The 22,716-nt window shown below is 75.3% G+C and carries 2 protein-coding genes and 1 pseudogene; all 3 read right to left on the bottom strand.

Annotated elements, in window-relative coordinates; genetic code table 11:
- Positions 1–67: 67 nt before the first annotated feature.
- Positions 68–1,285 (bottom strand): IS110 family RNA-guided transposase, encoded by a 1,218-nt coding sequence (locus Sri02f_RS40055; protein ID WP_109002418.1) that lies wholly within the window; start codon positions 1,283–1,285, stop codon positions 68–70.
- 288 nt (positions 1,286–1,573) lie between these two features.
- Positions 1,574–12,442 (bottom strand): annotated as a pseudogene (locus Sri02f_RS40060) (type I polyketide synthase); the annotation flags it as partial.
- Between the two features lie 79 nt (positions 12,443–12,521).
- Positions 12,522–22,670, bottom strand: coding sequence for a type I polyketide synthase (locus tag Sri02f_RS44425; protein ID WP_109006223.1), 10,149 nt, complete (start codon positions 22,668–22,670; stop codon positions 12,522–12,524).
- Positions 22,671–22,716 lie beyond the last annotated feature (46 nt).

A 22,716-nucleotide genomic window follows, 5' to 3' on the forward strand; every position in this document is an offset into this window, starting at 1 on the left:
GGGGGGTGCCTCTATGTCTTTCGTCAAGGCACCCAGGTTCGGTTTGGGGTGGTGTGACTTGTGGGGGTCATGCGGCGAGTTCGACGTCCTCAGGGATGCGGGGTTCGTAGAAGGTGCCGTCTCGGAGCATGGCGAACAGGACGCTGATGCGTTGGCGGGCCAGGCGGAGGAGGGCCTGGGTGTGGGTTTTGCCGCGGGCTCGTTGCTTGTCGTAGTAGGTGCGGGAGGCGGGGTCGGCGTTCATGCAGGCGAAGGCGGAGAGGAACATTGCCCGTTTGAGCTGACGGTTTCCGCCTCGGGGTGCGTGTTCGCCGTGGATCGAGGTTCCGGACGACTTCGTGGCCGGGGCCAGGCCGGCGTAGGAGGCGAGGTGGGCGGCGGTGGGGAAGCTGGTGCCGTCGCCGACGGTGACCAGCAGGACGGCGGCGGTCCTGACGCCGACGCCGGGCATCGACGTCAGGACCGGGGAAAGAGGGTGGGCCTCCAGCAGGGCGTTGATCTGGGCTTCCAGGGCCCGGCGCTGGGTGTGGACGGCGGCGAGCGAGGCGGCCAGGGAGGGCACGACGATGTCGAGGGTGCCGGTGCCGGGCACGACGACGGTCTGTTCGTCGAGCGCGTCGAAGACGTCGTCGATCAGCCGCTGGGCCATGCGCGGCGCCTTGGGCCGGATCAGTTCCACGAGTCTGCGACGGCCGGCCTTGCGCAGGGCGGCCGGGGAGCCGTAGCGCTCCAGGAGCCAGGTGACGGCCTGGTGGTCCAGGCGAGGGCCGAGGACGCGTTCGAGGCTGGGGTGGAACTGGGTGAGCAGGCCGCGTATCCGGTTGGACGTGCGGGTGGCCTCGGCGGCGAGGTCCTGGTCGAAGCCGACGAGCACGGTCAGCTCGGCGGTGATCTCGTCGGTCAGTTCCAGCGAGCGCAGGGTGTGCGGCATGGTGCGGGCGGCGTCGGCGATGACCGCGGCGTCCTTGGCGTCGGTCTTGGCCTCGCCCGGGTAGAGGTCGGCGATCCGGCGCATGGCGAGTCCGGGCAGGTAGGCGACCTGGCAGCCCGCGTCACGGGCGACGGTCAGCGGGAGGGCGCCGATGGAGGCGGGCTGGTCCACGATCACCAGCACGGTGCCGAACTTCGCGGTCAGCTTGTCGAAGACGGCCCGCAGTTTTGGCTCGCTGTTCGGCAGTTGCTTGTCGAAGACCTTCTTCCCGGCCGGGGTCAGCCCGTGGCCGTGATGGCTGCTCTTGCCGACGTCCAGGCCGAGGAACACGCCCACGTCTTCGGTGTCGAACATCGCGCCTTTCCCAGGGTGTTGACGGTGCCGGCCTCGGCTTCGGTGTCGTACGCGCGCATCCACGTTATGCAGACCTGCCGCTCGCGAGCTGTCCGGCAGTGCGCCGGACCGGGCGGTGGCCGGACCTCTCATCAGCGTCTCCGACGGCACCTCCCGGGCCCGGTGACACCACCCCCCAGGTCATCCGTTCGACAGGGGGCAACAGTCATGCCGGGCCCGGAGGCCAGCGGCCCCGTTGCGGAACCGCGGAAAACATAACGGGGCAGGGCCTCGGTGCCGGGGGGCCGGTCAGACGCCTCGGGCGGTCAGCCAGCCGTCGGTGGCCCCGGCGGTGGAGCGGGCGTGGTCCTCCATCATCGTGAAGTGGTTGCCGGGGACGTCGAGGACGGTGTGGGCCCGGCGCCAGGACGTCTGCCACTCCTCGGGCCGCATCTCCTCACCGGGTTCCGCGGGCACCGGGGGCTCGCTGGAACGCACCAGCAGCACGGGGCACTCCAGGGGGCCCGGCTCCCATTCCCCGATCATCGCGACGTACCAGCTCATCGCGGTGAGCCGTGCCGAGTCCATGTGCGCGAACATCGACTCGCGTTCGAACATGCCGCTGAGCATCTGCTGGGAGAAACGCAGGAACGGGGAGTCGGCCCGCGGCATGTAGGTGTCCAGCAGGACGACGGCGGCCGGCGCGGCGCCGCGCTCCTGCATCCGCCGAGCGGCGGAGAGGGCGAGGACCCCACCGGACGACGAGCCGAGCAGGACCGGCGCAGCGTCCCCGACGGTCCGCCGTACGGCGTCGGCGTGCAGGTCGGCCACCGCGTCGAAGGTCGCCGGCAGCGCCTCACCCGTGCCGAAGCCCTGGGTGGGCAGCGCCCAGACGTCGCGCCGGCCGCGGAACGGCGAGGCGAACCGGGCGTACTGGTGGACACCGGCGAGGGCGACGTAGGAGCTGAAGCAGACCAGCGGCGCCGCTGAGTCGCCTGCCGAGAGCCGGATCGCCCCGGGCAGGCCGGGGAGTTCGTCCGGCGAGGTGAAGGTGGGACGCAGTTCCGCCGCCGCCTGGAGCAGGGTGAAGCCGTCGTCGACACGGTCGTCGAGACAGGCCTGCTTGAACAGGCCCCCGAGGGTGTCCTCGGGGCGGACGCCCGGGGTGCTCGTAGCCGTCTGGTCCCGGCCGGTCTCCTGGTCCTGGGTGGCCCGCTCGGCGAGCCGGGCGTGCAGATGGGCGGCGAGGGCCTCGGGCGAGGCGTGGTCGAACAGAAGGGTCGGCGCCAGCTGCAGGCCGGTGGCGGTGGCGAGGTGGTTACGGAGTTCGACCACCGTGAGGGAGTCGAAGCCCTGCTCGGTGAAGAGCCGGTCGGGCTCCACCTCGTCCGCGCCCGCGTGCCCCAGCACGGTGGCGGCGAGGTCGCGCACCAGACCGAGCAGCAAGGTGCGGCCCTCTTCCGCGGAGCGTCCGGCCAGGAGCGACGGGCCGGCCGGCTCCGACGGACCGGACGCGCTCCTGCGTCGCGCCGCCGCGGTGCCGGGCCGCAGCATCGAACGGACTCCCGCCCGGCCCGAACCGGTGGCGACGGCGATCACCGCGGGGTCGGCCGTGGCGAGGGCGTCGTCGAGGAGAGCGAGGGCGTCCTCGGTGGTCAGGGGACGCAGGCCGCCGCGGCTCAGTCGGCCCCGGTCGGCGCGGGACAGACGCGCGGTCATGCCGCTGTCGTCGCTCCACAGGCCCCAGGCGACGGACGCCGCGGGTCGTCCGAGTGAGCGTCTGAGGGCGGCGAGGCCGTCGAGGAAGGCGTTCGCCGCCGCGTAGTTGGCCTGGCCGGGAGCGCCGAAGGTGCCCGCCGCCGAGGAGAACAGCACGAACGCGGCCGGACGGTGGTCCGTCATGGCGTGGTGCAGGTTCCAGGCGCCGTCCGCCTTCGGGCGCAGCACCGTGTCGAAGCGCGCCCCGTCGAGTGCGGTGAGGACGGCGTCGTCGGTGACGCCGGCCGCGTGGATCACCCCGGTCAGCGGCGCGTCGGCGGGCACGTGGGTCAACAGCCGCTCGACATCGGCTCGCCGGGCGACGTCACAGGCCTCCAGGCGTACTCGGGCGCCCAGTTCCGTCAGCTCGGACACCAGAGCGTCCGCGCCGTCGGCGGCCGGGCCGCGCCGTCCGGCGAGCAGCAGCGAACGCACGCCGTGCCGGGTGACGAGGTGGCGGGCGACGGCCCGGCCGAGGGCGCCGGTGGCGCCGGTGACGAGCACCGTGCCCGCGGCGAGGTCGGGTACGGCGCCGGGGGCGGCGGGCACGGCGTCGGGGTGCAGGACCCGGCCGTCGCGGACCGCGCTGTGCGGGCGACCGGAGGCGATCGCCCCGAGCAGTGCGGCCCCGTCGCCGCCCTCGGCCCCGCCGGGCAGGTCCACCAGCTGGAAGCGGCCCGGATGTTCGGCCTGTCCGGCGCGGACCAGTCCCCACAGGGCGGCAGCGGTCGCATCCGGCGGGACCACGTCCGCGGAGGCGTCGTCCCGGCCCGCCGTCACCGCGCGGCGGGTGACGAACACGAGCCGGGCGTCGGCGTACCGCTCGTCGGCGAGCCAGCCGGTCATCACCTCGTGGGTGCGGGACAGGCGGCCCCGCAACGCCTCGGGCATGCCGTGATCGCCGGCGTGACACGGTTCCGGTGCGACGACGACCACCTCGGGCATCGTCATGCCGGTGTCGAGGGCCTTGGCGAGCGCCTCGAGGTCGGCGTAGGTCTCCACATGGACGCCGGCCGCGTCGAGGGAGGCGAGCACCCGGTCGTCGCCCTCGCCGAGGACGATCCAGCGCACCGTGCGCGGAGCGGGCGGCTCGGGGGCGGGCAGCGTCTCCTGCCAGTCCAGGCGGAGCAGTTCGGGTCGGCCCGGCCGGGCGGCCGGGGCGGCGGACACCTCCCGCAGGGTGATCGCGTCGGCGGTGGCGACGGCCCGGCCGGTGGTGTCGGTGACCAGGACCCGGTAACCGTGGTCGTGGCCGGCGGGGGTCAGGCGCACCCTCAGCGCGGTAGCGCCGGTGGCGTGCAGGGTCAGCCCGGTCCACGCGAACGGCAGCATGGGCGCCGTGTCCTCGTCGTCGGGCCGCAGCCCGGGGCGCCTGACCAGCAGAGCCTGGACGGCCGCGTCGAGCAGGGCCGGGTGCAGGGCGTGCCGGGAGGCGTCCTCCCGGTACGGTTCCGGCAACGCGACCTCGGCGTACACCTCGTCGCCGCGCTCCCACACGCTGCCCAGGCCGCGGAAGCTCGGACCGTAGGCGAAGCCCGCGGCGGCGAAGGCCGCGTAGGGGTCCTCGTCGGAGACGACGGAGGCTCCCGGCGGAGGCCAGGCGGCCAGGTCTCCGGCCGGCTCGGACGGCGGCTGCGGGGCGAGGACGCCCTGGGCGTGCCGCTGCCATTCCCCGTCGTCCGCCGAGGACCTCGACCACACGGCGAAGGCGCGGCGGCTCTGGTCGTCGGCGGCTTCCACGGTGACCTGGAGGTGGGCGGCGCCCTCGGCGGGCACGACGAGCGGGCTGAGCAGGGTGAGTTCGCTCAGGTGGCCGCAGCCGGTGCGGTCGCCCACGTGCACGGCGAGGTCGAGGTAGCCGGTGGCGGGCAGGATGACCTGCCCGAGGACGGCGTGGTCGGCGAGCCAGGGGTGGCTGCGCAGGGACAGCCGCCCGGTGAACAGCAGGTCGTCCGAGCCCGCGCGGGCGACCTCGGCAGCGAGGAACGGGTGGTCCGCGGGGTGCAGTCCGGCGGCGTCGGGGTCGCCGGCCGAGGCCACGGTCGGCAGCCAGAACCGCTGCCGCTGGAAAGCGTAGGTAGGCAGCCGCACGGCGCGGGCGCCGCCGGGAAGGAGCGCCGCCCAGTCGGGCTCGGCGCCGTGCGCGAACAGTGTGCCGACGGCGCGGAGCAGACAGCCGGTCTCGGGCTCGTCTCGCAGGACGGCTGCCGCGAACACCGTTTCCGCCGTGTCGGACTCCGCCTCGGCGAGCGCTGTCTCGGCGAGCGCCGTGAGCGAACTGTCCGGCCCGACCTCCAGGAAGCGGCGGACGCCGAGGCCGTGCAGCCGGGTGACGCAGTCGTGGAAGCGGACCGGCTCACGGAGGTGCCGCACCCAGTGCTCGGGGTCGGTGAGCAGACCGGCGGTGGCCGGTTCACCGGTCCGTGCGGAGACGACGGACAGGATCGGCTCGTCGTAGGTGATGCCGGCGGCGACGGCCCGGAAGTCGTCGAGCGCCGGATCCATGAGCGGGGAGTGGAAGGCGTGGCTGACCCGGAGCCGGGCCGTGCGCCGGCCGGCCGCCGAGAAGTGCTCGCAGATCCGGGCGACGGCCTCCTCCGTGCCGGAGACGACGGTCGCGGAGGGCCCGTTGAGGGCGGCGATGCCGACTTCGTGTTCGCGTCCGGACAGCAGCGGCAGTATCTCCTGCTCGGTGGCCCTGATCGACGCCATGGTGCCGCCGGAGGGGAGCGCCTGCATGAGCCGGCCGCGGGCGGCGACCAGGGCGCAGGCGTCGTCGAGGGAGAACACTCCGGCGACATGGGCCGCGGCGATCTCGCCGACGGAGTGGCCGGCGACGTGGTCCGGGCGGACGCCCCACGACTCCAGCAGCCGGTACAGGGCCACTTCGAAGGCGAACAGGGCGGGCTGTGCGTGCTCGGTGCGGTTCAGGAGTTCGGCGTCGTCTCCCAGGACCACCTCCCGCAGTCCGGGGACGCGTTCGCACACGGCGTCGAAGGCCTGCGCGAACACCGGATGGGCGGCGTGCAGTTCGCGGCCCATGCCGGGCCGCTGCGCACCCTGGCCGGTGAACAGGAAGGCCGTGCGGCCCCCTGCGCGTGCGACGCCGGTGACCGTGCCGGGCAGCGGCGTTCCCTCGGCCAGGGCCCGCAGCCGGGCCGCGAGGCCTTCGTGATCGTCGCCGATGAGGACGGCTCGGTGGGCGAACGGCGTCCGGGTGGTCGCCAGCGACAACGCGGTGTCGGCGACGGCGACTTCGGGGTGTGCGCTCACGTGGTCGAGCAGCCGGGCGGCCTGGTCGCGCAGGGCGTCACGGCTGCGACCGGTGACGATCCAGGGCACCGGCGCCGGCACCCGCGCCTGCACCCGCGACGGCGACTCCGACTCCGACTCCGACTCCGACTGCGAGGGGTCGGCGAGAGGTTCGTCGGCGTCGGACGTGTCGTGCGGTTCGTCGGCGACGCCCTCCAGGATGACGTGCGCGTTGGTGCCGCTGATACCGAACGACGACACACCCGCACGCCGCGGACGCCCCGCCTCCTCCTCCCAGACCCGCGCCCCCGTCACCAGCTCCACCGCACCGGCCGACCAGTCCACATGCGACGACGGCTCATCCACATGCAACGTCGCCGGCACCACACCCGACCGCATCGCCAGCACCATCTTCATCACACCCGCCACACCGGCGCCCGCCTGCGTATGACCCACATTCGACTTCACCGACCCCAACCACAACGGCCGCACCGCCTCACGACCCTGACCATAGGTCGCCAACACCGCCTGCGCCTCGATCGGATCACCCAACCGCGTCCCCGTCCCATGCGCCTCCACCACATCCACATCCACCGCCGACACACCCGCATCCGCCAACGCCGCCCGGATCACCCGCTGCTGCGACGGACCGTTCGGCGCACTCAACCCGTTCGACGCACCGTCCTGATTCACCGCCGAACCCCGCACCACCGCCAACACCGGATGCCCCAGCCGACGCGCATCCGACAACCGCTCCACCAACAGCAGACCACCACCCTCCGAGAACCCCGTCCCGTCCGCCGCCTCCGCGAACGCCTTGCACCGACCGTCCACCGCCAGCCCCTGCTGACGACTGAAGTCCACGAACAGACCGGGCGTCGACATCACGGTGACGCCGCCGGCCAGCGCCAGGTCGCACTCCCCCGCGCGCAGCGCCTGCGCCGCCAGATGCAGGGCGACCAGCGACGACGAGCAGGCGGTGTCGACGGTGACCGCCGGGCCTTCCAGCCCGAAGGTGTAGGAGACGCGGCCCGACAGGACGCTTGCGGAGTTGCCCGTGCCCAGGTGGGCGCCGACGTCGTCGCCGGGCGCGATCGGACGGGAGGTGTAGTCCTGGTAGTTCGTGCCGGCGAACACACCGGTCCGGCTGCCGCGCAGCGACCGCGGATCGATCCCCGCCCGCTCGAACGCCTCCCAGGCGGTCTCGAGCAGCAGCCGCTGCTGCGGGTCCATGGCCAGAGCCTCGCGGGGCGAGATGGCGAAGACTCCGGGATCGAAGTCGGCGAAGCCGTCCAGGAATCCACCGGTGAGTGTGGCGGTACGGCCCGCCGTGCCGGGCTCGGGGTGGTAGAGCCCGGCCACGTCCCAGTCCCGGTCGTCCGGGAACGGGCCCATCACGTCGGTCCCGTCGGCCAGCAGCTGCCAGAACCGCTCCGGAGTGTCCGCGCCGCCGGGGAAGCGGCAGGCCATGCCGACGATCACGACCGGGTCCTCGGCCGTGTCCCGGCGGGTGACGGGCGCGGCGGCCGCGGAGGCGGAGGAGCCCGCCGGGGCGAGCTGCTCGCCGAGGTGCTCGGCCAGGGCCGCGGGCGTGGGGTAGTCGTACACGAGGGTGGCGGGCAGCCGCATGCCGGTCGCCTCGCCCAGGGTGTTGCGCAGCTCGACCGAGGTGAGGGAGTCGAAGCCGAGCTCCCGGAAGGCCCGGGCCGGTTCGACGTCGTCGGGGCTCGGATGGTTGAGGACGTAGGCGATGTGCGCGCGCACCAGCGCGAGCAGGGCATGACGGCGGTCGGCCTCCCCGAGGGCGGCGATCGTGGCCATCACGTCGTTGTCGTCGCCGGAGGCGGCCGGGGCGGCGGCGCGCTGCGCGCGCAGCTGTCCCAGATCCGGAAGCTCGGCGTACAGACGGCGCGGGCGGCCCTTGCCGAGCTCCGCCCCGAAGACCTCCCAGTCGATGTCGGTGACCACGAGCGCGGTGTCGTCCTGGTCCAGGGCGTGCTGGAGGGCCGTGACGGCGACGGCGGGGTCCATGAGGCGGACGCCGTGGCGCTGGAGCCGCTCGCCGACCGTGCCGGAGGCCATGCCTCCCTCGGCCCAGCCGCTCCATGCGATCGCCGTGGCGGGCAGCCCGCGCGAGCGGCGGTCCTCGGCGAGGGCGTCCAGGAAGGCGTTGCCGGGGGCGTAGTTGCCGTGTCCGGGGCTGCCGAAGACACCCGAGGAGGAGGAGAACAGCACGAAGGCGGAGAGGTCCAGGCCGGCGGTCGCGGCGTCGAGGTTCCGAGCGCCTCCCGCCTTGACCCGCAGGACCTCGGCGAGGCGCTCGGGCGTGAGCGAGCCGATGACCCCGTCGTCGAGAACGGCGGCGGTGTGGAAGACGGCGGTGAGGGGGCGCTCCTCGGGGATGGAGGCCAGCAGGCCGGCGAGGTCCGCGGGGTCGGCGACGTCGCAGGCGACGAGGTCCGCGCGGGCGCCGAGGGCGGTCAGTTCGGCGAGCAGCCCGGCGGCGCATTCCGCCTCGGGACCGGAGCGGCTGACGAGGAGGAGGTGCGCCCCTCCCTCGCGGGCGAGCCAGCGGGCCACGTGACGGCCGAGGGCGCCGGTGCCGCCGGTCACGAGGACGGTGCCCTCCGGTCGCCACCGGCGTCGGCCGGCGAGCCCGCCGACGGCGGCGCGCTCCAGCCTGCGGCCCAGCGTGCCGGTGGCGCGTACGGCGACCTGGTCCTCGTGGTCGGTTCCGGCGAGGACGGCGACGACCCGGTCGGCGGTGCGCGTGTCGAGCTGGTCGGGCAGGTCGATCAGGCCGCCCCAGCAGTCGGCCTGTTCCAGGGCGACGACCCGGCCGAAGCCCCAGACGAGGGCCTGGGCCGGTGAGGCGGGGGCCTCGCCGGCGCGGGTGGCTACGGCGCCGCGGGTCAGGAACCACACCGGCAGCCGGACGTTGAGGTCGTCCATGGCCTGCACCAGGGCGACGGTGGCGGCGAAACCGCCGTGCAGCTGCGGGTGCCGAGGATGCGCGCTGCCGTCGAGGGCGAGCAGGGACAGGACGCCGCGGGCGTCGGCCGTCGCCTCGGCCAGGACGGCGGCGAGCGCCGTGCGGTCGGGGTGCTCTTCGACGACGACGAGGGCGCAGTCGGCGCCGGCGCGGGCCAGGGCGGCCTGGACGCGGGTGGCCTCGGGACCGTTTTGGTGGCCGCGGGGCACGACGAGGATCCAGCGGCCGGTGAGGGCCGGCGTCGGCGTGTCCTGCAACGGGTGCCAGGTGATGCGGTAACGCCAGCGGTCGGCGGTGGCACGGTCGTTGCCGCGCCGCCGGTAGTCGGCCAGGGCGGGGAGCAGCGCGGCCGTGGCCTGTTCGTCGAGGCTGAGCGCTTCGGCGAGGGTGGTGAGGTCGCCGGACTCGACGGCCTGCCAGAACGGGGCGTCCGTGGCGTCGGCGGTCGCGCCGGTCACCGCGGCGGTGAACCCCGGCCAGTAGCGTCGGCGTTGGAAGGCGTAGACGGGCAGGTCGACGCGTTGCGCGGGCTCGTCGTGGACGGCGTTCCAGTTCACGGATCCGCCACGGACGGCGAGACCGGCCACGGACGTGAGGAAGCGTTCGGGCCCGCCCTCGTCGCGGCGCAGGGTGCCGAGGACGGCGCCGTCGGTGATGCCGAGGTCGTCGAGGATGTCGCCCACCGCCGTGGTGACCACGGGGTGCGGGGCCATCTCGACGAAGACCCGCTGTCCGGCGTCGGCGAGAGCGCGCACCGTGCTCTCGAAGCGGACGGTGCGGCGGATGTTGTCGTACCAGTAGGCGGCGTCGAGCGTGGTGGTGTCCTCGACCCGGTCTCCGGTGACGGTGGAGTGGAACGGGATCTCGGCGGGGCGCGGGCGCACCGGTGCGAATCCGGCGAGCAGGGCGTCGCGGACCTCCTCCACCTGGGCGCAGTGCGAGGCGTAGTCCACCGGCACGCGGCGTGCGCGGATTCCGTCGTCGGTGAGGCGGGTCAGCAGTTCGGCCAGCGGTTCGGCGTCCCCGGACACGGTGACGGACCTCGGGCCGGTGACGGAGCCGACGGAGATGCGGCCGTCATAGGGGGCGATGAGACGTTCGACCTCGGCGAGCTCCAGCGGTACGGCGACCATGCCGCCGCGGCCGGTGATGGCGGTGAGTTCCCGGCTGCGGGTGACGACGACCAGGGCCGCGTCCTGGAGGGTGAGGACGCCCGCGATGTGCGCGGCGGCGATCTCGCCCTGGCTCTGGCCGGCGACCGCGGCGGGGCGGACCCCGCACGCCATCCACAGCCGGGCGAGGGCGACGCAGACGACGAAGAGGGTGGGCTGGACGACGTCGAGCCGCTCCAGGGGCGGCGCGCCGGGGGCGCCCCGCAGAACGTCCAGTACGCGGAAGTCGACGAACTCCTCTACGGCGGCGGCGGCTTCGTCGAAGAAGGCGCGGAACCGGGCGTCGGCGTCGTGGAGTTCGGTGGCCATGCCCTCCCACTGCGGCCCCTGGCCGGGGAAGAGGAAGACCGGGTCGCCCTCGGTGTCGGCGACGCCGCGGACCACGGCCGGGTCGGGGGCGCCGTCGGCCAGGGCGGTCAGGCCGCGCAGGAGCACGTCGGGGCCGGGGGCGACGACGACGGCACGGTGTTCCAGCGCGGACCGGGTGGTCGCGAGGGACCAGGCGAGGTCGGCGGGGTGCGGTGCGCCGTCCGGGCCGGCGCGCAGGCGGGCGGCGAGCCGGCGGGCCTGGTCGCGCAGGGCGGGAGCGGTGCGGCCGGAGACGGTGAAGGCGCGGGGGCGGGACGCGTCGTCCGCGGGCCGGGTGTCGTCGTCCTGCTCGGTGGGCGGGGCCTGTTCCAGGATGACGTGGGCGTTGGTGCCGCTGACGCCGAAGGAGGACACGCCCGCGCGGCGCGGTCGGTCGCCGACGGCGGGCCAGCCGCGGGCTTCGGTGAGCAGTTCGACGTTTCCGGCGCTCCAGTCGACGTGCCGGCTGGGCCGGTCGACGTGGAGGGTCGCCGGCAGCCGGCCCGCGCGCAGCGCGAGGACCGTCTTGATGACGCCGGCGACACCTGCCGCGGCCTGGGTGTGGCCGATGTTCGACTTCACCGAGCCGAGCAGCAGCGGCCGGTCCGCGGGCCGGTCCTGTCCGTAGGTGGCGAGCAGGGCCTGCGCCTCGATGGGGTCGCCGAGGGTGGTTCCGGTGCCGTGCGCCTCGACCGCGTCGACGTCGGCGGGTGCGAGCCTCGCGTTGTTGAGCGCCTGCCAGATGACGCGTTCCTGGGAGGGGCCGTTGGGAGCGGTCAGACCGTTGGACGCGCCGTCCTGGTTGACGGCGGAGCCGCGCAGGACGGCGAGGACGGGATGTCCGTGGCGGCGGGCGTCCGAGAGCCGTTCGACGACGAGGACTCCCGCGCCCTCGCCCCAGGCGGTGCCGTCGGCGGTGTCGGCGAAGGCGCGGCAGCGGCCGTCCGGCGACAGGCCGCGCTGGCGGCTGAACTCGAGGAAGATCGTGGGCGTCGACATGACGGTGACGCCGCCGGCCAGCGCCAGGTCGCACTCCCCCGCGCGCAGCGCCTGCGCCGCCAGGTGGAGGGTGACCAGGGAGGAGGAGCAGGCGGTGTCGACGGAGACCGCGGGGCCTTCGAGGCCGAGGGTGTAGGAGATCCGGCCGGACAGGACGCTGGGCGCGTTGCCCACCCCGTCGTCGCCGGCGTTGTCGGACAGGCTGAGCAGGGTGGTGTAGTCCTGCAGGTTGGTGCCGGAGAACACGCCGGTGCGGCTGCCGCGCAGGGTGAGCGGGTCGATCCCGGCGCGTTCCAGCGCCTCCCAGCAGATCTCCAGCAGGATCCGCTGCTGCGGGTCGGTGCCGACGGCCTCGCGCGGCGAGATGCCGAAGAACCCGGCGTCGAAGTCGCCGACCCGGTCGATGAATCCGCCGGTGCGGGTGTAGCTGCGGCCGGGGGTGCCGGGCGTCGGGTCGTACAGGGCGTCGACGTCCCAGCCCCGGTCGTGGGGCCACTCGGACATGGCGTCGCCGCCGTCGTCGAGCAGCCGCCACAGATCGTCGGGGTCGCCGACCCCGCCCGGGAACCGGCAGCCCATCGCGACGATCGCGACGGGGTCGTTGCGGTGTGCCTCGGCCGCGGCCAGACGCTGTCGCGTCTGGTGGAGGTCGGCCGTGACCTTCTTCAGGTAGCCGAGGAGTTTTTCCTCATCGCTCATGTGTTGTCACCCGTTCTCAGGTCCCTTGGCCACGCCGTCAGGAGATGCCGAGGTCGTTCTCGATGAAGTCGAAGATCTCGTCCGCGCCGGCGGACTGGATCCGGTCGCTGACGTCGTCCCCGTCGGTGGCGGGGACGACGGCGGCACCGCCGCCGGTGGAGCCGGTGAAACCTGTGAGGAGCGACTGCAGCCGGGCGCCGATGCGGTCGCGCCGGACGTCGTCCTGTGCCAGTGCGCTCAGGGCCGCCTCCAGGGAGTCCAGCCCGGCGAGGACGGTTTCGGCGCCTTCGGCGTCGTCCGAGAGCCGGCCGCGCAGATACCCGGCGAGCGCGGTGGCGCTCGGCTGGTCGAACAGCAGGGTGGCGGGCAGGGCGAGGCCGGTGGCGGCGCCGATCCGGTTGCGCAGCTCTACCGCCATCAACGAGTCGAAGCCGAGGGCGTTGAACGCCGTGGCGGCACCGACCCGGTCGGTGCCGGTGTGGCCGAGGACGGCGGCGGCCTCGGTCCGCACCAGAGCGGTCAGGGTGCGTTCGCGTTCGGCCGCGGACTGTCCGGCGAGCCGTTCGCGCAGGGCCTGCGGGGCGCCCGTGGCGCTCTGCGGGCGGCGGGCGTGCAGGTCACGGAGCTCGGGGAGTGCGGCGAGCAGCGGGCTGGGCCGGGAGGTGGTGAAGCCGGGCGCGAAGCGTGCCCAGTCGATGTCGGCGACGGCGAGGACGGCGTCGGTGCGTGCGACGGCCCGGCCGAGGGCGTCGACCGCCCGCTCGGGGTCGAGCGGGTCGATGCCGCCGCGCCGCATGCGGTTCTCGCTGTCGGCGTCGGCGGTGGCCATGCCGCCGCCCGCCCACGGCCCCCACGCCAGCGACGTGGCGGGCAGCCCGGCGGCTCTGCGCTGTTCGGCCAGGGCGTCCAGATAGGCGTTGGCCGCCGCGTAGTTGGCCTGGCCGATGGTGCCGAGGGTGCCGGAGATCGACGAGTACAGGACGAACGCGGTGAGTTCGCGCCCACGCGTCAGTTCGTCGAGATGGCGGGCGGCGGCGAGCTTGGGCCGCAGGACGCGGTCCAGGGCTGCGGCGTCCATGCCGTCGAGAAGCCGGTCGTCGAGCACGCCCGCGGTGTGCACGACGGCGTCGACGGGGTGCTCGGCGAGCAGTTCGGCGAGCGCGTCGCGGTCGGCGGTGTCGCAGGCGGCCAGGACCAGTTCGGTGCCGGAGTCGGCGAGCGCGTCCTTGAGGCGGGAGGCGCCGTCGGAACCCGCGCCGGACCGGCTGACGGCCACGATGCGGGCGGCGCCCTGCGCGGCGAGCCAGGCGGCCGTGCGCAGACCGAGTGCTCCGGTGGCTCCCGTGAGCAGGACGGTGCCGGACCAGTCGGGCGCGGCCGCCAGCGGCGCGCCGGCCGGAACGCGCTCGAGGCGGCGCACGAACGTCCCGGCGGGCCGTACGGCGATCTGGTCCTCGCCTGCCCGGTCGGCCAGCGCCGCGGCCAGGCGACGGGCCACGTCGTGCGCGAGGGCGGTGTCGGTGCCCGCGGGCAGGTCCACCAGACCGCCCCAGAGCTGCGGGTGTTCGAGGGCGGCGGTGCGGCCCAGTCCCCACACGGCGGCCTGTTCGGGGACGACGGGCGCCTCCGTCCCGAGGACGCCGGCGGCGCCCGCGGTGAGCGCCCACAGGCGGACCGCGTCGGTGCCCGCGGCTCCGTCGGCGAGGGCCTGGACGAGGGCGCAGGTCGCGGCGAGGCCGGCCGGGACGGCGTCGAGTCCGGGCAGCGCGGCGGTGTCGGCGGCGAGCAGCGACAGCACGCCCGTCCAGGGCCCGTCGTCGTCCTGCCGCAGGGCGCCCAGGGCGGCGGCCAGGACCGTGCGGTCGGCGGTGGCGCATTCGACGGGCAGGACACGGACGTGGGCGCCGTGCGCGGTGAGCGCGTCCGCGACGGAGGCGGCCCAGGCTCCGCCGTCGAGCCGGTCGGGGACGGCGAGGACCCAGGCGCCGGCGGGCGTGGCCGCGTTCTCCGTGGTGGGCCGCCACACGACACGGTGCTCCCAGCCCTGGATCTCCGCCTGCCTGCGGTCCTCGCCGCGCCAGGCGGCGAGGGCCGGCAGTACGGCGCTGAGCGGGGCGTCGGCGTCGACCGCGAGGCGCTCGGCGAGGGCCGAGGCGTCCGTCGACTCGACGAGTTTCCAGAACGCGGTCTCCTGGCCGGCCGCGGCGGCAGCCGGCGCGGACGCCTCCAGCCAGAAGCGCTCGCGCTGGAAGGCGTACGTCGGCAGGGGCACGGGCCGGGCCCCGGCGTCGGCCGGCGGCGCCGGCACGTCGCCGAGCCCGTGCACGTACAGCGTGGCGGCGGCGAGCAGCGCGGAGCGGCCCTCGGGCGTGTCGCGGCGCGTCAGGGGTACGGCGGTCACCGCGGCGGAGGCGCTGAGGCCGTCCTGGACCAGGGTGGTGAGGGTGGCGTCGGGGCCGAGTTCGAGGGTGAGGGTGACGCCGTTCGCCTCAAGGGTGCGGACGGTGTCGCCGAAGCGGACGGCCCGGCGGACGTGGCGCACCCAGTAGTCGGGGGTGGTCAGGTCGTCGCCGGCCGCGAGGTCGCCGGTCACGTTGGACACGACGGGGACGGTGGGGTGGTGGAAGCGGACGCGGGCGGCGACGGCGCGGAACTCGTCGAGCATGGCGTCCATCAGCGGCGAGTGGAAGGCGTGGCTGACCCGCAGGCGCCGGGTCTTGCGGCCGCGGGCCGCGAACTCGGCGGTGATCGCCTCCACGTCCTCGGCGTGGCCGGAGACGACCACGGAGACCGGTCCGTTGACCGCGGCGACGGCGACGCGGTCGGCCCGGTCCTCCAGCAGGGGCAGGACCTCGTCCTCGGTCGCCTCCAGGGCGGCCATGGCGCCGCCCTCGGGCAGGTTCTGCATGAGCCGGCCCCGGGCCGCGACCAGGGCGCAGGCGTCGGCCAGGTCGAGGACTCCGCAGACGTGGGCGGCGGTCAGTTCGCCGATGGAGTGCCCGGCGACCACGTCGGGCAGGACGCCCCAGGACCGGACCAGGGCGTGGGCCGCGGTGCCGTACGCGAAGAGGGCGGCCTGCGTGTAGGCGGTGCGGTCCAGCAGGGCGGCCTCGGCGCTGTCCGGGGCGGCGAAGACGACGTCGCGCAGCGGCGGTCCGTCGAGGTGGAGGTCGAGTCCGGCGCACACCTCGTCGAAGGTGCGCGCGTAGACGGGGTGTGCGTCGTACAGGTCGCGGCCCATGCCGGGGCGCTGGGCGCCCTGTCCGCTGAACAGGAGGGCGAGCCGTGCGCCGCCGGCGGCGCCGGTGGCGGTACGGGCGTCCGGCTCGCCGGCGGCGACGGCGGCGAGCCCGGCCAGGAGTTCCGCGCGGTCCGAGGCGACGACGGCGGCGCGGTGGGCGTGCGGATGGCGGGCGACGACGAGGGTGCGGGCGAGGTCGCGGGGGTCGTCCTCGTGGCGCAGCAGGTGGGTGTGCAGCCGGGCGGCCTGGGCGCGCAGCGCGTCCGGGGTGTGCCCGGAGAGGGGGTGCACCCGGGGCACGGCGGCGGGCGCCGCCCGTTCGGCGGCGGGCTGGGCGGCGGGCGGCTCCTCCAGGACGACGTGGGCGTTGCTGCCGCTGATCCCGAAGGAGGACACGCCCGCGCGGCGCGGCCGGTCGGGGCGGGCCGGCCAGGGACGGGCCTCGGTGAGCAGCTCGATGGCGCCGCTGGACCAGTCGATGTGCGGGGAGGGCTCGTCGACGTGCAGGGTGCGCGGCAGTTCGCCGTGGTGCATGGCCATGACCATCTTGATGACGCCCGCGGCTCCCGCGGCGGCCTGGGTGTGGCCGAAGTTGGACTTCGCGGATCCCAGCAGCAGGGGTTCCGCGTCGCGTTCGCGGCCGTAGGTCGCGAACAGCGCCTGGGCCTCGATGGGGTCGCCGAGGGTGGTTCCGGTGCCGTGCGCCTCGACGGCGTCGACGTCGGACGGGGCGAGCCCGGCCGAGGCCAGCGCCTGTCGGATGACGCGCTCCTGGGAGGGGCCGTTGGGGGCGGTGAGGCCGTTGGACGCGCCGTCCTGGTTGGTGGCGGAACCGCGGATCACGGCGAGGACGGGGTGGCCTTGGCGGCGGGCGTCGGAGAGGCGTTCCAGCAGGAGCATGCCGACGCCCTCGGAGAAGCTGGTGCCGTCGGCGGCGGCGGCGAAGGCCTTGCAGCGGCCGTCGGCGGCCAGCCCGTTCTGGGCCGTGAACTCGGTGTAGGTGCCGGGGGTGGCCATGACCGTGACCCCGCCGGCCAGGGCCATCGAGCACTCGCCCTGGCGCAGGGCGTGGGCGGCGAGGTGCAGGGCGACCAGCGCGGACGAGCAGGCGGTGTCGACCGTCATGGTCGGCCCCTCCAGGCCGAAGGTGTAGGCGACGCGGCCGGAGATGACGCTGCCGGACACGCCGAGTCCGATGTAGCCCTCCATGCCTTCGGGGATGTCGGCCAGGCCGGAGGCGTAGCCGGAGCCCATCGCGCCGACGTAGACGCCGGTGCCGCTGCCGCGCAGGGAGAGCGGATCGATCCCGGCGCGTTCGAAGACCTCCCAGGAGGTTTCCAGCAGCAGCCGCTGCTGGGGGTCCATGGCGAGGGCCTCGCGAGGTGCGATGCCGAAGAGGGAGGCGTCGAAGTGCGTGGCGCCGTAGAGGAATCCGGCCTCCAGGCCGGGCAGGCGGTCCAGGTCCCAGCCACGGTCGGTGGGGAAGGCGCCGATGGCGTCGCCGCCCTCGGAGACGAAACGCCACAGGTCCTCGGGGGAGGCGACCCCGCCGGGGTACTGGCAGGCCATGGCGACGACGACGACCGGGTCGTCCTCGCCGGCTGCGGCCCGGGTGGTGGCGAACTCCTCGGTGGCACCCGCGAGTTCGCGTACGAGGTGACGGGCGAGCGCGGTGGGGCGGGGGTGGTCGAAGACGAGCGTGGCCGGCAGCCGTAGTCCGGTCTCGGCGTTGAGGCGGTTGCGCAGGTCGACGGAGCTGAGGGAGTCGAAGCCGAGGTCCTTGAAGGACTGTTCGCCGTCGACGGCGCCGGCCGAGCCGTGGCCGAGGGCGACGGCGGCATGGCGGCGGACCAGCTCCAGCAGGTGGCGCTCCTGTTCGGGGGCGGACAGGCCGGACAGGAGGCGGCTCAGTGCGGAGGAGTCCGCGTCCGCGGCGCGGGCGGTCCGCCGGGCGGGGGCCGCCGGGACGAGGCCGTGCAGGAGGGCGGGCAGCCGTCCGGCCGAGGCGGCGGAGCGCAGCGCGGCGGGGTCGGTGCGCAGCGGCGCGAGCAGCGGCTCGCCGGCGGCGAGAGCCTCGTCGAGCAGGCGCAGGGCACGGTCCGGGTCCAGGGCGGGCAGTCCGGAGGCCGCGATGCGGCGCCGGCCGTCCTCGCCGAGGCCTCCGGTCATGCCGCTGTCGTGGTCCCACAGCGTCCAGGCCAGCGAGGTGGCGGGCAGGCCGGTGGCGTGGCGGTGGTGGGCCAGGGCGTCCAGGACGGTGTTGGCGGCGGCGTAGTTGGCCTGTCCGGCGCCGCCCAGCAGGCCGGAGGCCGAGGAGAACAGGACGAACGCGGTGAGGTCGGCGTCCCGGGTCGCCTCGTGCAGGGTGAGCGCGGCGTCCGCCTTCGCCCGCAGCACGGCGGCGAGCCGGTCGGGGGTGAGCGAGCCGAACACGCCGTCGTCGAGGACGCCGGCGGTGTGCACCACGGCGCGCAGCGGCCGCTGGGCGGGCAGCGTGCCGAGGAGGTCGGCCAGGGCTTCCGGGTCGGCGGCGTCGCACGCCTCGACGCGTACGACGGCGCCGTGGGCGGTGAGTTCGTCGGTCAGCTCGCGGGCGCCGGGGGCTTCGGCGCCCCGCCGGGAGGTCAGCACCAGGGAGCGCACGCCGTGCGCGGCGACCAGACGGCGGGCGACCAGCGCGCCGAGCGCACCGGTGCCGCCGGTGATGAGGACCGTGCCCTCGGCGTCCCAGACGGGCGCCCGGTCGGCTGCGGGGATTCGGGTCAGCGCGGGGGTGAGCAGCATGCCGTCGCGCAGGGCGAACTGGGTCGCCCCCGCGCCGACGGCGGCCGCGAGGGCCGCGCGGGAGGCTGCGGTGTCGTCGACGTCGGCGACGACGACGCGTCCCGGGTTCTCGGTCTGGGCCGAGCGGACCAGACCCCAGACGGCGGCCGCGGACAGGTCGGTGACGTCCTCGCCGTCGACCGCGCCGACGGCGCCGCGCGTGACGATCACGATCGGGGCGCTGTCGGTGCGCGGATCGGCCAGCAGTGTCTGCAGGCCGGTCAGGACGCGGCCGGCGATGCCGGCCGGGGTCTCGCCGGGAGCGGAGACGCACGGCAGGACCACGGCCGAGGGGGCGTCGTCGGCGCCGAGCGCCGGCCAGGCGGGGACCAGGCCCGCGGGATCGTCGCCGGCGAGCCGCAGGCCGTCGGCGACCGGGGCGTCGGGCAGCGCGGTGTCGCTCCAGCGCACCGCGTACAGGGCGCCGTCGGCGGGCCGGGAGGTGTGCGGCGCGGCCGGGGAGACCGGGCGGCTGACGAGGGAGCCGACGGTGGCGACGGGGCGTCCCGTGCCGTCGGCGAGGTGCAGGCTCACGGCGCCGGAGGGACCGCGCTCCAGGCGGACCCTCAGGCCGGTGGCGCCGACGGCGTGCAGCGTGACGCCGCTGAACGCGAACGGCAGGCCCACGCCTTGCGGTTCGCCGTCGCCGTCGCCGCTGTCGTCGCCGGCGCCGGCGAGCTGGGCGTGCAGGGCGGCGTCCAGCAGCGCCGGGTGCAGGCCGAAGCGGGCGGCGTCGCGGTGCTGGTCCTCCGGGAGGGTCACCTCGGCGTACCAGATGTCGCCTGACCGCCACGCGGCCCGCAGGCCCTGGAAGGCGGGGCCGTACTGGTAGCCCTGGACGGCGAGAGCGTCGTAGAAGCCGTCCAGGGGGACGCTGCGGGCGTCGGCGGGAGGCCAGGCGACGGGCTCGGCCTCGGGTGCGGCGGGCGCCGGTGCGAGGACGGCGGCGGCGTGCCGGGTCCAGGGGCCCTCGTCGTCGGCGTCGGCCCGGGAGTGCACGGTGACCGGTCTGCGGCCGTCTGCGTCGGGGGCCCCGACGGCGATCTGGAGCTGGACGCCGGAGGCGTCCGGGAGCGCAAGCGGGGCTTCGAGCGTGAGGTCGTCCAGGAGACCGCAGCCGACCTCGTCGCCGGCGCGCAGCACGAGTTCGACGAACGCGGCGCCCGGCAGCAGGACCGTGCCGGACACGGTGTGGTCGGCGAGCCAGGGCTGGGCTCGGGTGGACAGCCGCCCGGTGAGCAGGACCCGGTCGTCGTCGGCGACGCGGACGACGGCCCCGAGCAGCGGGTGGCCGGCGCCGACGAGGCCGGCGCCGGTGACGTCGCCGGCGCCGAGGGAGGGGCGCAGCCAGTAGCGGTCCCCCGTGAACGCGTAGGTGGGCAGGTCGACCCGCGGGTCGGCCGGGTCGCTGCCGAGCAGGGCCTCCAGTTCGACGAAGGCGCCGTGGACGTGGGCGGCGGCGACGGCGGCGAGCAGGGTGTGGGACTCGGGTCGGCCCTTGCGCAGCACGGGCACGCAGAGGCGGTCGGCGCCGTCGTCGGGCAGAGCGGTCCGGGCGAGCGCGCTGAGGGTGGCGTCGGGGCCGAGCTCCAGGTAGCGGGTGACACCGTGGGTGGCGAGCCAGTCGACGCCGTCGGCGAAGCGGACGGTGTGGCGCAGGTGGCGCACCCAGTAGTCGGCCGACGCCAGGTCCTCGGCCGTGGCCGGACGTCCGGTGAGGTCGGAGACGACGGTCAGGCGCGGGGGGTGCGCGGTGACGCTTTCGGCGACTGCCCGGAAGTCGTCCAGGACGGCGTCCATGCGCGCCGAGTGGAAGGCGTGCGAGACCCGCAGTCTGCGGGCGGTGCGGCCGCGGGCCTCGAGTGCGGACGCGACGGCCTCGACGGCGGTCTCGTCACCGGAGATCACGGTGGCGCGCGGGCCGTTGACGGCGGCGACCGACACGGCGTCGCCGTGTGCGGCGAGCAGCGGGGTCACCTCGTCCTCGGCGGCCTCGACGGAGACCATGGCGCCGCCTCGCGGCAGGGCCTGCATCAGCCGCCCGCGGGCGGCGACGAGCCGGCAGGCGTCGGGCAGCGACCACACGCCGGCGACGTGGGCGGCGGAGAGTTCGCCCAGCGAGTGCCCGAGAACGTACTTGGGCGTGACGCCCCACGATTCCAGCAGGCGGTAGAGGGAGACCTCGACGGCGAACAGGGCGGGCTGGGCCAGGCCGGTCTCCCGCAGCGCCTCGTCGTCCCGGGCGCTTTCGAGGACGGCTTTCCTGAGGTTCAGGCCCAGTTCGGGGTCGAGATGGGCGCAGACCTCGTCGAAGGCGCGGGCGAAGGCGGGGAACGCGCCGTACAGTTCGCGGCCCATGCCGGGCCGCTGGGCGCCCTGGCCGGAGAAGAGGAACGCGGTCGCGCCGCGCAGGGTGCGGCCCGTCACGACGTCCGGGTGCTCCTCCCCCGCGGCGAGGGCGCGCAGGGCGGCGCGGGCGCCGGCCGTGTCCTCGGCGAGGACGACGGCCCGGTGGTCGAAGGTCTGCCGCGTTCCGGCGAGTGCGCGGGCGGTGACGTGCGGGTCGTCGGCGGGGTGGGCGTCGGCGTGCTCGAGGAGGCGGGCGGCCTGGGCGCGCAGCGCTTCGGCGCCGCGCGCGGACAGCAGCCAGGGCGCCAGCGGCAGCCGCACGGCGGTCGCGGGGGCCGCACCCGCCTCGTCGCTTCCCTGGGTCCCCTCGGCCTTGTCGGTCTCGGAGGGCGCGGCCTCCAGGACGACATGGGCGTTGGTGCCGCTGATGCCGAAGGACGAGACGGCGGCGCGGCGGGGACGTCCCTCGGTCAGCGGCCAGTCGGTGGCCTCGGTGAGCAGCCGGACGTGACCGGCGTCCCAGTCGACGTGCGTGGACGGCTGGTCCACGTGCAGTGTGCGCGGCAGCCGTCCGTGCCGCAGGGCCATGACCGTCTTGATGACGCCGGCGACGCCGGCCGCCGCCTGGGTGTGGCCGAGGTTCGACTTCAACGAACCCAGGTACAGCGGATGTGCGGCGTCCTTGGCACGGCCGTAGGTGGCGAGGAGGGCCTGGGCCTCGATGGGGTCGCCGAGGGTGGTGCCCGTGCCGTGCGCCTCGACGGCGTCGACGTCCGCGGCGGTGATCCCGGCGCTGGCGAGGGCCTGCTCGATGACGCGCTGCTGCGCGGGTCCGTTGGGCGCGGTCAGACCGTTGGAGGCGCCGTCGGAGTTCACGGCGGAGCCGCGGACCACGGCCAGCACCGGGTGTCCGTTGCGGCGGGCGTCGGAGAGGCGTTCCACCAGCAGCAGACCCACGCCCTCGGACCAGCCGGTGCCGTCCGCGGCGTCGGCGAAGGCCTTGCAGCGTCCGTCGGGAGCGAGGCCGCGCTGCCTGCTGAACTCGAACAGCAGGCCCGGGGTGGCCATCACGGCGACGCCGCCTGCCATGGCGAGGTCGCACTCGCCCGCCCGCAGGGCCTGCACCGCCCAGTGCAGGGCGACCAGGGAGGAGGAGCAGGCGGTGTCGACGGTGACCGTCGGCCCTTCCAGGCCCAGGACGTAGGAGATACGGCCGGAGGCGACCGAGGTGGCGTTCCCGGCGAGCATCAGGCCGTGCACGTCCTCGGGCACCTCGACCGGGCCCTGACCGTAGCCGGAGGTCGCGGCGCCCACGAACACGCCGGTGGAGCTGCCGCGCAGGGTCCGGGGCCGGATCCCGGCGCGCTCCAGCAGCTCCCAGGACGCCTCCAGCAGGATCCGCTGCTGCGGGTCGGTGGCGAGGGCCTCGCGGGGGCTCATGCCGAAGAAGGCGGCGTCGAAGGAGGCGGCGTCGCGCAGGAAGCCGCCCTCCCGGGTGGAGAACGTGCCGGGCCGGTCGGGGTCCGGGTCGTAACGGTCCGCGATGTCCCAGCCCCGGTCCTCCGGCAGGGGGCCGATGGCGTCCCCGCCGTCGTCGACGAGCCGCCACAGGTCCTCGGGCGACCGGATGTCGCCGGGGAAGCGGCAGCTCATCGCGACGACGGCGATCGGCTCCCGGCTGCGGTCCTCGACCTCGCGCAGCCTGCGGCGGGTCTGCCGGAGCTCCCCCGTGACCCGCTTGAGGTATTCCACGTACTTGTCGTCGTCAGCCACGAAAGTCACTTCCTTGAACCGGGCGGGGCCGGGGCGTCGGGTGCGT

Origin of the sequence: Streptomyces rishiriensis (assembly GCF_003112535.1) — a bacterium.
GTDB classification, from domain to species: Bacteria; Actinomycetota; Actinomycetes; order Streptomycetales; family Streptomycetaceae; genus Streptomyces; species Streptomyces rishiriensis.

What these genes read in the sequence shown, in the direction of transcription:
- Sri02f_RS40055 (WP_109002418.1), bottom strand. Translation starts at nt 1,285, where the DNA reads ATGTTCGACACCGAAGACGTGGGCGTGTTCCTCGGCCTGGACGTCGGC.